This window comes from Fibrobacter sp. UWS1, assembly GCF_002300445.1.
GTDB lineage: Bacteria > Fibrobacterota > Fibrobacteria > Fibrobacterales > Fibrobacteraceae > Hallerella > Hallerella intestinalis.
On record NZ_NSGW01000001.1, the window covers coordinates 1880973 to 1893943 of the forward strand.

Here is a 12971-nt window from a genome sequence, read left to right on the forward strand (position 1 = left end):
GATCCTCTTTGTTTCCCAACACACTCTCACCAAAAACTTTACCAGACATTTTTTTAAGGGCAGCCAGTGTCGTCGCAATCCTTCGTTTCAAAATCTCCGCCGGTATAACTCGACCAGTCGTCTTGCCAAGCGATATCCGTCGAAATCGTCCGGTTGATAGTCGTCATATACTTGTCGATCAGATACTGCGGGCATTCCACTTCTTCCCAGTTATACGTAGGATTGTCAGCGGCCATATACCAGTCAGCAAACCAATGGCAGCCGCGGAGCAGGTTGTTGTAACCGGTGAATGCAGCGTCGCACATGCTCTTGATACAAGATTGGTATTTGGCGACGGTGTTGTCGTAACCGAGGGATTTTTGGCATTCGGTAAGGAATCCGCCAAATTGAGCTCCCCAGTTTACATTCGATCCGCTGACCATGGTGGAAAGCGCATCGTATAACCCGACTCCGCCGCCCGGAACCATCATATCAAATTGTCCCTGTTCCACATCATGCCCGATATTAGACGCCATGACGACCATGTGTTTGCCAGAAAGAGCCTTGTGAGTAGCTTTAATATTGCCGTCATGATTTCCACCGTTGAATTGGATGTGATAGCATTTTCCGCATCCGTCATTTCCCGAACCTGGAGCCGCCACAAAAGCATAGGCCAAAGTGTCGTTCACGGCAACCGGAGCCATGTCAGTACAAGTAAAAGCGCCGCCCGCTCCTCCTCCGCGATCACTTGAACAGGCGCTCGTCGTACCTTGGTAGCCTTTCCAATACTGCTGAACATTGTAGCTCAAAGTCCAGGCGGGGATTTCATAATCGTGGATGTTGCAGTTTCTGGCGGCATAGTGGTTCGCTTCAAAAACAGCCTGACTAGAAGTATCGACATTTCCAGGCCAAGAGCAATGCGGTTTGCAAGCGTCCCAATAGCGGGAACTCCAGCCTTCTTTTCCGTTTCCTAAAAGCGAAGCGTAATTCATAATTTCGTAGCCACTCGGATCCATTTCACCGGAGCCCGACGGTTTCGTTGCACTCGAAGAGCTTTCCACATTTTGCGACGATGAAGATTCGGGTATAGAAATCCCCTCGGACGATGAAGATTGCGGTTCGATGGGCTGCATCGCTTCGCTCGAAGAAGATGCCGGGTTTTCTTCACCCGCCACCGACGACGAGGATTCGGGATTTGGCACGATGTTCCCGCCTTCATCCACAATGCCTACGTTAGAACCATCCAAAGCCTTCACCGAGCAATCCCGATAAATCAGATGAGTCCCATCAAAATAAGGCTGCTCCAAAACATTCGGGATATTGCCGATAACCGTGCCCGCGGCGTCCATCAAGTTGCCGCTTTCAAAATCAAAAACGCCGACCGCATTTGCGCCATCCGTCACCGAACCGTCCGCATAAATAAAATAGGCTCCGGTCCAAATGGGATATTGCGCAGAAATTTTACTTAAATCACACTCCGCCACCGGCAGGTTTACATCGCCACCCGTGCTGGAATCGGAATCGCTCGAACAATTCCATGCAAAAATGGCGGAAGACAAAATCAAAAAATTCTTGGCCAGAAAGGCTTTGGAAAATGGAGCACTCATAAACACCTCGTCCCGTCGGACAATCAAATTCGAACAGCCTATAAAATAAATCCTAAATTCCAAAATCCATGTAAATTTTCCATAGACACTTTGCAGAAGTGTTCCGCGAACGTTCCCAGAATCACGCTTTCTTGTAAAGTAAGCATTAAAAAAGCAGAATGAAACCATACAAAAAGCAGCGAGCCCCGCTTGTCTCCTATTGAACTTTTTTTTAATTTCATCGTGATGAAACGAGTACTTGCCTCAATCGCTTTTTGGGGGATTTGCGTTTTTGCCAGCCCCTTATCCATCGACGACGCCATCGCGGTCGCCAAACAAAAAAATCCGCAAATACTTGTCAATCGCACTCATCTAGAAAAAGCGGAAAGCCAGAAAACTTCAGCGCGTTCCCTCTTGATGCCTTCCCTGACCCTGTCCGGCAAAGTAACCAAAATCAACGACCCGATAACCATTGACCTTTCCCCCGTCCGAACGGCAATTGTCGGTTCCAATTACGCATCCACCTATGCGAGCGTTTATGGGATGACCGCACCCACAGTCGGCGATGCGACCGCCCAAATGCTTGCACAACAAGCGGCGGGGACCGGAAGCAATCAATTCGCCGCACAACTTCCCGAAGACAAATTCAAAATCCAAGTTCAAGACGACCTGTTTTGGAATGCAACGGCAACCCTCGTCTGGCCGATTTTTACCGGAGGGAAAATCCTGTCGGCATACAAAGCTTCTTCCGAAAATATCGACGCCCAAAAATTCGCCTTCGCCATGACAGAGAACGCCGTCTTATCCGAAGTCTGCGCGCGCTATTTTACCATGCGACTGGCCGAAGAAATGCTGGAACTCCGTAACGAAGCGTTGCAAACGATTCAAACGCATTTGGAACACGCGCAAAAGCTAGAAGCCGCCGGACAAATTTCCCGAGCAGAACGCCTGCGGGCAGAAGTCGCCTTGGCCGAAGCGGTTACGGAAAAAGAAAACGCCGAACGGGATTTTTCGCTTTCCCGGTTGGCTCTGGCCAATTCGCTGGGATCCAGCGATACGGCATTGACCGCGACGACATCCATTCAACCTGTAGAATTAAAATCGTCCCTGAAAGAATTTAAGGAACGGGCGCAAAAAAATTATCCGGGAATCAAACAACTTGAACAAGAAAAAAAGCGGGCGGGTCGAGCGGTTACGGCAGCTCGCAGCGACTATTTTCCGACCGTCGCCCTTTTTGGCAAAAAAGAACTCTACACCAAGGACCTGACCATCTTGGAACCGGAATGGGCTTTGGGAGTCGCCGTAGAATGGAACATTTTTCACGGCGGAGAAACCACAGGGAAAATCGCCGAAGCCAAGTCGCAGGAGCGGGAAGTCGAAAGTTTGCAGCACCAGGCAGTACAAAACATTTCCCTGCTGGTGGAAAAACGCTACCGCGAATACGAACACGCCAAAGGTCAGCTGGAAAGCCTTCAAAAAACGGAAGAGCTGGCGAAGGAATCTTTGCAAGACCAACAGAAAGCCTTTGATGCAGGAATGGGAACGAGCCTCGCTGTCGTTGATGCGCAACTTTCCCTTTCGCGCTTGCGTCTGGCAACCCTCAAAGCGAACTATGAAGCGGTGATGTCCCTTGTCGGGCTTTTGGAAACCTGCGGAGAAGTCGAAAAAATCAGCCAATATCTGGAGAATCGAAAATGAAAAAGATTCCGGCCATTTTGATGTTGACAGTCATTGTCGCTTTAATCATTGCGGCATTCGGGGCCATTCGGCATTTTGCCTTTGTCCCACAGCAGGAATATCAGCAAGGGCAAATCGATGCCCGACGCGTCATGGTCGCGGGAAAACTCGCCGGGCGCATCAGCAAATTTTCCGTTCACGAAGGAGACAGCGTAACCGCAGGCGATATCATCGCCGAAATCTACTCCCCGAAGTGGAAGCCAAAAAATTACAGGCGGAAGGCGCATACAAAGCGGCCAAAGCGCAAGCGACCAAAGCGAAAAACGGTTCCCGCAGCGAACAAATCGATGCCGCCAAAGCCATGATGGAAAAAGCGGAGCAGGCGATGAAACTGGCCAAAAGCACTTACGAGCGCGTGCAGCAACTATACGACGACGGCGTGCTCCCCGTTCAAAAGCGCGACGAAGCGGAAACCCAAAAAAATGCGGCGGACGCCCAATGGGAAGCGGCCAAGGCGCAATACACGATGGCTCTAAACGGTGCTCGTTCCGAAGACAAAGCGGCAGCAAACGCTCTCGTTCTGCAAGCGAATGGAGCCAAAGCCGAAGTCAATGCTTATTTGAAAGAAACAAAAATCCTCGCCCCGATTTCCGGAGAAATCACGCTTAAAATTTCAGAAGAAGGCGAAGTCGTCGGAGCCGGAATGCCCGTCGTCGCCATCACCGATTTAAAAGAAGCCTGGGCGGTTTTCAACATCCGGGAAGACGCGTTGAAAAACGTATCCAAAGGAAAAGAATTTTCCATTTTCATTCCCGCTTTAGAAAAGACCATACCGATGGAAGTCTATTACATTGCCAGCGCCGGAAATTACGCCATCTGGAAAAGCAGCCGGGAAAGCGGAGGCTTTGACCTGAAGACATTTGAAATTCGCCTGCGCCCGAAAGCTCCCGTCGAAGGACTGCGCCCCGGCATGACCGCTCTTTGGAAAAAATAATTCGGGAGAATATTCTTTTGCCGCAAAAGTTTTTTGCCGTAGTAAAAGACGCCTATTTGCAGTGGAACCCCCTGCTGCACATTTTGCTGTTTATTTTCCCCTTGTTTTTATGCCTGGGCATCCTGTCGCTTTTTTCCGAAGAATCGCCCAGCAACCTGCCAGTAGGAGTCATTGCCGAAGGGGGCGGACCCTTGCAGGACCGCCTTTTGCGCGCCATCGAAGCAACCCCGACAGTCAAAATATCCAAACGCTGCCAAAGCATTTCGGAATGCGCATCGGCAATGCGAAGTGGAGAAATTCTGGCTTTTGTCGATATTCCCGTCGATTTGGAAAAGTACGCGCTCCGTTACGAAACGCCAACCGTCAGCGTTTACACCAACGGCCAATCCCTGCTGACCAGCAAATTGATTACAAACGACCTGCGCATCGCCGTTGCCACCGTCGGAGCGGTCTTGGTCAAGAACGTCGTCGCCCCGCCGATCACTACAGAAATTCATCTCATCGGCAATCCGACGGGAAACTACGAACGCTTTTTGGGAATCGGATTGGTGGTCGCCCTCTTTCACGTCATCGCGATGCTTTTAGGGGCCTACATTTTTTCGTACCCGACAAGGGAAAAACAAACTCGGGAATGGTTTGAAATCGCAGCACAGAATTCTCTGCTTTGTGCATTCGGGGGAAGATTCCTTCCGGCATTTTTCATTCTCGGAACGGAATTTTGCGGAATGCTTTTGCTTGCCCGAAACGGCATGCCAGAACTCGGAGCCATTCAACAGGTCCTTTTGTTCGGAGGCGCATTTTTAATGGTGGGGACTTGCCTTGCCGCAGGAGCTGCTTTCGCCGGCATCGTCGGGGAAATGCGAGTCGCCTTGAGTTCCGCGGCGGTAAGCGGAGGCCCTGCATTCGCCTTTTGCGGGCAAACTTTTCCGTTGATGGCGATGCCCTTTCCTATTCGCTGCTGGGCATTCGTGCTACCCATCACCCATTTTATGCAGCTCCAGTCGGCATTTTTTTTCGGGCAGATAGGAACAGTGCGGGCAAGACATTCTTTTGAAATTCTCGCCATGGAATTTCTGTTTTGGATTCTGGTCGCCGTTTTGGCTCAAGGATTTCGAATCCGCAAAAATCTGAATCGGGAGAGCGAAAAATGTTCCATCGAATAGAGCAGTTCTTTCGCATCGTCCTGACCGAATGGAAAATGTTCTTTCGGGATCCCGCATGTTTTCTCGTCATTGTCGTCGGCGTTCTTTTGTACGCATTCTATTATCCGTATCCTTACGTTCATGAAATCGTCAATAAAGCCCCCGCCGCCATTGTCGATGAAGACCATTCAGCCGTTTCCCGGCAAATTATCCGAATGGCTTCGGCAATGCAAGAAGACACTCTTGTCGCCATTTACGATAAAGAACTCGATGCTCAACGCGCCCTGACCGATGAAACCATCTATTGCTACATGAAAATTCCCGAAGGCATGGAATCGGACCTTATCAAAGGAAACAATCTCTCTTTGGGGGTTTACTGCCACGGCGCATTCATCCTTTTATACGGCAACATCGCCAGTGCCTTTGCAACAGCCGCAGGAACCGTCGGCGCAACCACGCAAGTCAAGCGCATCGTCGCAAATGGGCACACTCTGGCCGAAGCAAAAGCGATTCGCGACCCCATCCCAACCCAGTTTTTCCGGATGTTCAACCGTTCTGGAGGCTACGGCATCTATGCGGTTTGCGCGGTCCTCATGATTATTTTGCAACAGACATGCCTCATCGGAATCTGCGTCATGGGCGGTCCTCAAAAAAATCGTCCCTTTAAATGGCTCCAAGGGCACGAAGACACGGAAAACGCTCCTTTGCTCTTGCGTTACTTCGGGCGATCCTCCGCTTTTATTCTGCACTATCTTTGCGCCCTGTTCTTTTATAAAACCGTAATTTACCCGATTTTCGATTTTCCCGATCGCGGAAACATTTTTTTGACGTTGCTCTTCGGAATCCTTTTTTTGGGAAGCGTCGTCAATATGGGAATGTGGATTTCGCAATTCTTTTCCCGCCGAGAATCGGCTCTCGCCTTGTTCGCCGCCGTTCCGATTTTGGTGCTATTCGTTTCGGGATTCAGCTGGCCCCAAGGAAATATGCCCGCATGGCTTCAAGTGCTTGGAGCATTCTTTCCCTCGACTTATGCCATTCCCGCTTGGCTTAGCATTCAAAACATCGGTGCCGATTTTCAAGAAGTCGCTCCGAATTTGCTCAAGCTGTTTTTGCTTTCCGTTTTCTATTTGGCACTCGGGCTTATCCACGCCAAAAGGCATGATTTGCTGAAAGAGAAGAATAAGGGGTAAAAATTTCGGGGCTTATTACAAGTGGTCCGCGCCCTTCGATTGGTTGAAAGTTAAAAGTTGGGAAAATAGAAGAAACGGATCTAGCATTCCGTTTTCCATGGGAAGACGAAGCATCCAAATTATTCAAAACAAAGAACCCTTGGAGACCTTCCTCGACAAACAAAAAAACTGCCCGAATATCGAGCAGTTCAAAATCAAAAAAACAACCTTATTTCTTTTTCACTATCACGGCATCTTGAACATTTTTGCCCTTGAGCTTTCCAGATTCTAATTCATTTGCTTTCCGGCGCGCCCGATTGACCAAGGCATACTGGCCAATTCCCCACAGATTCGAAATAATCCAGTAGAGCACCAATCCCGACGGCATGACCGCGCTGAAAAGGAACATCATAATGGGCATCATCCAGACCATCATTTTCTGTTGCGCAGGATCCGTCATCGAAGACATGGACTGTTTCGTCTGGAAATAAGTGGTGAAAACCATCACAATCGGGAGAATCGCAATGCCGTCCGGCATGATGAATGGAATCGTTATGCCGTTCCAAATCACATCGGAGCGAGAAAGATCCGTAATCCAACCGATAAATGGCATTCCGCGCAATTCAATCGCTCGACCGAACACCATAAAGAGCGCAAAGAAAATCGGCATCTGAATCAGCATGGGCAAGCAGCCGCCCGTACAAGACGCCATCGGATTGATGTGATTCTTCGTATAGAGTTCCAGAATCGCCGCCTGCTTCTTTTGCGGATCCGAACGGTATTTCACATTGATGGCATCGATTTCCGGCTTCAGCTTGCTCATCGCGCTCGTCGAACGGAGTTGCTTCAGCGTCAGCGGTGTTGTAATCATGCGCACCAGAATGGTAATCAGAATAATGCCAACACCGTAATTCGGAATAATGGAATAGAAGAACTTCAAAAGCCAGAGCAAAAATCCGCAGAGGGCGACAAACCAAACGTCCGCACCGCACCAGCTCCAACCGCTCACGATGATTTTTTCAAATCCCAAATCAAAGCTCTTGATGTCTTGCCAATTCAGCGGCAAAATCATAAAGTCAAACGCTAGAGAGTTGGCTCCGTTCATATTGTCGGAAACAGTTAGTTTGTACGTGCCCGGATCCTTGCTATCTGAACCTCGCGCCGTAAAGTGTTCCGCCAAAAGGGTCGCTTCCGAAGCTTCGGGGAATTTAATGACGGCAGCAACATATTTGCGACGCATTCCCGCCCAAAGCATTTTTCCCGTTTCGGCATTGAATTTTTCGCGGTCGCGGACCGTTTCCCGTTCCACGCCGACCATATCGTTAAAGACGACTTCGCTAAAGAAATAGCTGCCACCGCCAAAGCTTTTTCCCTTTGGAAATTCTTCGGTTTCCTTCATGCCGCCCAACCAAAGCAATTCGTAATCGTTGGGTTTGAATCCTTCAAAGAAAATCTTTTGCTGAATGGAAACGCCCTTTGGTGTAAAGGCGAAATGGCGAATGATTTTGTTTCCGTTGGGATCTTGGAACGTAAAGGAGAGAGCCGTGTCCCTTTCGACGCGAATAAAATCCGGCGTATTTTCCGGCACGGAGAACATCTGTTCGGAAAGATCGACCCCGTCCACTTTCAGCGCTAAAGCACCCAAAGTCGTATCGGCGATAATTTCAGGATAGTTTCCGGCAGAATCCTTGAGAGCCTTGACCACGACGCTCGTAATCTTGGCTCCACGATTGTCAAAGACCGCCGTAAAATGTTCGGTTTCCACTTTGATTTTTTGACGGGCAATCGGTGCAAGCGCAACCGAAGAGTCCTTCACAGAATCCGCAGCCACTTCCGGAGTTTTCGCAGCCGGAGCCAATGTCGCCGGGACAAGATTCGCCGTATCCAGCGGAGAAAGTTCGGGAGTCCGAAGTGCGCCGCTGCGCTGATTTTCCGATTGTTCCGTTTTCGCTTTTTGCGCCGCAACGGCTTGCGCTTCTTTCGCGCGATTCGTGGATAAGGACATCGACCAAATAAACAGGCCGACCAGAAGAATGAGTCCGATTAAGGTGTTCTTGTTCATATTAGCTTCTCTTTCTTTGGCGGAACAGGATCGTAGCCTCCCTTACAAAAGGGATTGCAACGCAACACTCGAAAAACAGCAAGATAAAAACCTTTGCATATCCCGTGCACCCGAACCGCTTCTATCGCATAAGCGGAGCAAGTCGGCGTAAAGCGACAGACTCCACGAAAAAAAATAGGATGAATTTTCCGGTAAACGCGAATCGGGAAAATCAAGGCCTCTTCCAGAAAACGCCGTCCGTCGAACTTGCTCATACCCAACCCATTTTTTCAAAAATCTTTCGCGACGCCTTGTGCAGTCGCCCAGAAGTCATTTCGTCCTCTTTGTCATTGACAATAATCATCGCCCAGACAGGAACGGAAATCGTTTTGGACATTTCAAAAAAAATCGGGCGGAGAATGCGACGGCAACGATTGCGATAAACCGCATTTCCATTCTTTTTTTTCGCTAAAAAGCAAAAACGACAAACCCCATCCGGGCTTTCCATCCAGCGCATTGTCAAAGACGATGCGTGAACGCGCTTTCCTTGATGGGCTATTTGTCGGTAATTAGACTCCGAACCGAGCCTAAAAGAGCGAAGGCTGGGGATACGAAGCCCTACTTTTTATAAATGGTATCGCTGACGGTGAGGCGTTTGCGGCCTTTAGCGCGACGACGGCTAAGTACGGCACGACCCCAACGGTCTTCCATACGAGAACGGAAACCGTGAGTGTTCTTACGCTTGCGATTGTGCGGCTGGAATGTTCTTTTCATAATTCTAAACCCTTAGGCGACAGTAATCGCCATGAAAAACTTTTGAGCCCTAAAGATAGTAAAAAAAATCCACTTCACAAGGGATAGCGTTCTGGGGAATGCGGGCGTTTTCGCCATCAAATGTGGACAAAACGTTGAAAAAATGTTGAATACAAAGAAATTTTCCACCAGAAGACATTGACAAAAATTTCTTGTCAAAGATTTGCCGATTTTATTCCTCATCGCAAAACGAACAATTAGCATGTCCGATGAACCATTCGCCCCCCCCCCAAAAAAAAAACGCGCTTACCGGGATTCCCTGACCATCGGCACGATTCTTGAAAAAATCAAATGGTAGCCTCCGAAGGTTTATGCGTTTTTTTATATTTACGCATATAAATTTCTTTTTCAAGAGGAACCGATGGAATTTAAAGTCAAGGATCTGAATCTCGCCGTCGAAGGCCGCAAGGAACTCGACCTCGCCGAAACCGAAATGCCGGGCCTCATGGCGCTCCGCAAAGAATACGCAGGGCAAAAGCCCCTTGCCGGAGCCCGCATTATGGGTTCCCTTCACATGACCGTGCAGACGGCCATCCTGATTGAAACTTTGACCGAACTCGGCGCAGACGTCCGCTGGGTCAGCTGCAACATCTTTAGCACCCAGGACAACGCGGCAGCGGCGGTCGTCGTCGGCAAAAAAGGAACCGTGGAAAATCCGCAGGGCGTTCCCGTTTTTGCATGGAAGGGCGAAACCCTCGAAGAATACTGGGAAAACACAGCCAAAGCTCTTGTCTGGCCGGATGGCAAAACCGCGGATCTCATTGTCGATGACGGCGGCGACGCGACCATGCTCGTCACCTGCGGTGCGGAATTTGAAGACGCCGGGAAAGTTCCAGACTTCGACCCCGCTAAAGATTCCGAAGAATGGGGAGTTTTTTTGGCCACCTGCAAAAAGATTTTTGAAAAAGACCCGAAACAGTGGACCCGCGCCCGTGAAGCGTTGAAGGGCGTTTCCGAAGAAACCACGACCGGCGTGCATCGCCTTTACCAGATGGCAAAAGAAGGCCGCTTAAAATTCCCCGCCATCAACGTGAACGATTCTGTCACCAAGTCCAAGTTCGACAACCTCTATGGCTGTCGCCATTCCCTGATCGATGGCATCAACCGAGCGACAGATGTCATGATGGCCGGAAAAATCGCCGTCGTCTGCGGTTACGGCGACGTAGGCAAAGGCTGTGCGCAATCCCTTCGCGGTCAAGGCGCGCGCGTCATCGTCACGGAAATCGATCCGATTTGCGCACTCCAGGCCGCTATGGAAGGCTATGAAGTCAAGACTCTCGATGAAGTCGTCGGATTCGCCGATATTTTCGTCACCACGACGGGCAACACCATGATCATTTCCGCAGCACAGATGTCCAAGATGAAACACCGCGCCATCGTGGGAAACATCGGGCATTTTGACAACGAAATCGACATGGCCGGATTAAAGAAAATCCCGGGCATTATCCGCAACGAAATCAAACCTCAATACGACGAATGGATCTTTCCCGATGGACACAGCGTTCTGGTGCTCGCCGAAGGCCGCCTCTTGAATTTGGGTTGCGCAACCGGACATCCGAGCTTTGTCATGAGCGCTAGCTTTACAAACCAGACCATTGCCCAAATCGACTTGTGGCTCAACGCCAACAACAAGCCGACTGTCGCCGGATGCCATTACCAGTCCGGAACCGTTTACACTCTCCCGAAAATTCTGGACGAAAAAGTGGCGCGCCTCCATCTAGAAAAACTCGGCGTTCATTTGACAACACTGACCCAAGTGCAAGCCGATTACATTGGCGTTCCGGTCGAAGGCCCTTATAAAGTGGAATTTTACCGGTACTGATTTTTCACATTTGGATTCGAGCCGCCGAATTTCTCCCAGTTCGGCGGCTTGTTTTTTAGAGCTTAGCAAGTTAGGGATTAGTGCCCTTCGATTGGGATTTATATATAAAATTCCACCTCGATTTGCTTGGTTGGTGTGCTTCGACAGGCTCAGCAACCGGTTGTCGAACCATGGTTAGGGATTAGTGGTTAGTTGAAAGTTGGGAGTTGGAACTGAAAACGAATAACTGTCGTGGAGGATTTATACAACGCCCCGATTTTGTCTGCGAACAATTACTTCCCAATGCAGAAGCCACTGAAAATCGTCTGCAAAATATCTTCGCTGGAAATTTCCCCGATTATCGATGCCAACGCAGCAGTCACCTGACGCATTTCAAAAGCGAGCAATTCAGGAGCCGGATTTTTATCCAGCAAATCCAAAATCCGTTCGACTCCACGGTCGGCGTCCCGAAGCGCTGCGCATTCCCGCTCGTTCGTAATCCAATACTCCTCGCCGGATTCTCCCTGCGGAAACAAAGCCTTTTCCAATTTTTGTACAAAGGCGTCCAAGCCTTCGCCGGTTTTCGCAGAAAGCTCCATCCGTTCTGCCGATGCGACATTTCCTTTGGCCTTGCCCACACCAGACTCCGCATCCTTTAAATCCGATTTTGAAAAAACGACCCAATGTTTTTTGGAACGTGCGCAAGCGATTTGCTTTTGGGAGTCTTCCGAAAACTCCGTCGCCGAATCGACAAGGCATATCGCCAAATCCGCCGATTCAATTGCCGCAGCGCTCTGTTCCATAGAACGCCTGTCCAGTTCACTTTGAGCCACATCCGCAATGCCAGCGGTATCAATCAAAGAGATTTCCCCCGAAGGCAACGCCAATCGAGTTTCAATGAAATCGCGCGTAGTCCCCGGCACATCGCTTACCAAGACCCGATTTTCTTTCAGCAGGGCATTCAGCAAGCTCGATTTTCCCGCATTGGGTGCGCCGTACAAAACCACGCGAGGCGCACGATTCAAGCTCCCAGCATTTTTAAAATGCGACAGCAGATATTGGATGCGATTTCGAATTTCCAAAAAGCGTTCCTTCCAGCCTCCCACATTGGGATCCGCTTCCTCTTCGACAAAGTCCACATCCAATTCCAGCAGGGCAGAAACATCTTTTACCTGATGTGCCAGCTGCCGAATATCCGACGAAAATTTTCCGGAAAGCAGCTTTTGCGCATTTTCGACACCGGCAAGGGTCTGACTGTGGATTACATCCGCCACAGATTCCGCCTGCACCAAATCCATTTTTCCGTTAAAGAAAGCACGCTTCGTATATTCGCCAGGAAAAGCAATACGAACATTTGGAATTTGACACATTGCGTCCAGCAAGTTCCGGACGATGAGCGGGTTCCCGTGAGGAAAAAGTTCCAAAGAATCCTCGCCGGTGTAGGAATGGGGCGCTTTGTAAAAAATATAGACCAGATTATCCAGCAATTTTCCGTTTTTCGGGTGGCGAGCCGTAGCGAGAACGGCTTGACGCGGCGTCGGATTTGCACAGCCGAACATCTGCTTTAAAATCGAAACGGTTTCCCCGCCACTGACACGGATTGCGGCCAAAGCCGAAATCCCGTTCGGAGTCGCCGGAGCTACAATAGTCTGTTCCACGATGCAAATATAGATTTTCGCTCCAATGTACGAAAAATTCTTTACGGGCGAGTCTTGCAAATTTCGCATCTGGACGAGCGAACTCAAATCGTTTCGGCAACAAAATGCCAT

12 protein-coding genes are annotated in these 12971 nt (G+C 49.6%); 6 read left to right on the forward strand and 6 right to left on the reverse strand.

Features of this window, described 5'->3' with window-relative positions:
• Positions 1 to 53 precede the first annotated feature (53 nt).
• On the reverse strand, positions 54 to 1586 hold the full coding sequence (locus BGX14_RS08125) for a glycosyl hydrolase family 5 (protein ID WP_233126453.1): 1533 nt from the start codon (positions 1584 to 1586) through the stop codon (positions 54 to 56).
• A gap of 225 nt (positions 1587 to 1811) precedes the next feature.
• Between BGX14_RS08125 and BGX14_RS08130 the strand changes: the two genes are divergently transcribed.
• Genes BGX14_RS08130 through BGX14_RS08145 form a run of 5 tightly spaced genes read left to right on the forward strand, consistent with a single transcriptional unit; the run spans position 1812 to position 6568 of the window.
• The gene (locus BGX14_RS08130) at positions 1812 to 3263 is read left to right on the forward strand and encodes a TolC family protein (RefSeq protein ID WP_073303547.1); all 1452 of its coding nucleotides are present in this window, start codon (positions 1812 to 1814) and stop codon (positions 3261 to 3263) included.
• Complete coding sequence (locus BGX14_RS16105) at positions 3260 to 3607, forward strand: biotin/lipoyl-binding protein (protein WP_233126454.1); 348 nt, start codon at positions 3260 to 3262, stop codon at positions 3605 to 3607. Before BGX14_RS08130 ends, BGX14_RS16105 begins: the two co-directional genes overlap by 4 nt.
• Positions 3496 to 4236: an HlyD family secretion protein gene (locus BGX14_RS08135; RefSeq protein WP_233126455.1), complete on the forward strand. Its 741-nt coding sequence runs from the start codon at positions 3496 to 3498 to the stop codon at positions 4234 to 4236. The genes BGX14_RS16105 and BGX14_RS08135 overlap by 112 nt, the downstream gene beginning before the upstream one ends.
• 17 nt (positions 4237 to 4253) lie before the next feature.
• Entirely contained in the window at positions 4254 to 5399 is a 1146-nt protein-coding gene (locus BGX14_RS08140; protein ID WP_158223272.1) for an ABC transporter permease, read from the forward strand.
• Positions 5384 to 6568 carry an ABC transporter permease gene (locus tag BGX14_RS08145; protein ID WP_095879576.1) on the forward strand — a complete coding sequence of 395 codons (1185 nt, stop codon included), beginning with the start codon at positions 5384 to 5386 and terminating at the stop codon, positions 6566 to 6568. The genes BGX14_RS08140 and BGX14_RS08145 overlap by 16 nt, the downstream gene beginning before the upstream one ends.
• A gap of 208 nt (positions 6569 to 6776) precedes the next feature.
• Here BGX14_RS08145 and yidC read toward each other — a convergent pair whose 3' ends face one another.
• Genes yidC through rpmH form a run of 4 tightly spaced genes read right to left on the reverse strand, consistent with a single transcriptional unit; the run spans position 6777 to position 9362 of the window.
• Positions 6777 to 8609, reverse strand: a complete 1833-nt coding sequence (gene yidC, locus BGX14_RS08150; RefSeq protein ID WP_095879577.1) for a membrane protein insertase YidC — start codon at positions 8607 to 8609, stop codon at positions 6777 to 6779.
• Positions 8606 to 8863 carry a membrane protein insertion efficiency factor YidD gene (gene yidD, locus BGX14_RS08155; protein WP_073303539.1) on the reverse strand — a complete coding sequence of 86 codons (258 nt, stop codon included), beginning with the start codon at positions 8861 to 8863 and terminating at the stop codon, positions 8606 to 8608. The genes yidC and yidD overlap by 4 nt, the downstream gene beginning before the upstream one ends.
• Positions 8860 to 9198 carry a ribonuclease P protein component gene (gene rnpA / locus BGX14_RS08160; RefSeq protein WP_073303537.1) on the reverse strand — a complete coding sequence of 113 codons (339 nt, stop codon included), beginning with the start codon at positions 9196 to 9198 and terminating at the stop codon, positions 8860 to 8862. The genes yidD and rnpA overlap by 4 nt, the downstream gene beginning before the upstream one ends.
• An 8-nt stretch (positions 9199 to 9206) precedes the next feature.
• Positions 9207 to 9362: a 50S ribosomal protein L34 gene (rpmH, locus tag BGX14_RS08165; RefSeq protein WP_073303535.1), complete on the reverse strand. Its 156-nt coding sequence runs from the start codon at positions 9360 to 9362 to the stop codon at positions 9207 to 9209.
• Positions 9363 to 9762: 400 nt separating this feature from the next.
• On the opposite strand from rpmH, the gene ahcY reads away from it, so the two are divergent.
• Positions 9763 to 11223: an adenosylhomocysteinase gene (gene ahcY, locus BGX14_RS08170; protein ID WP_095879578.1), complete on the forward strand. Its 1461-nt coding sequence runs from the start codon at positions 9763 to 9765 to the stop codon at positions 11221 to 11223.
• Between the two features lie 272 nt (positions 11224 to 11495).
• On the opposite strand, the gene mnmE is transcribed toward ahcY, so the two are convergent.
• Positions 11496 to 12929, reverse strand: coding sequence for a tRNA uridine-5-carboxymethylaminomethyl(34) synthesis GTPase MnmE (gene mnmE / locus BGX14_RS08175; protein ID WP_083545734.1), 1434 nt, complete (start codon positions 12927 to 12929; stop codon positions 11496 to 11498).
• Positions 12930 to 12971: the final 42 nt, after the last annotated feature.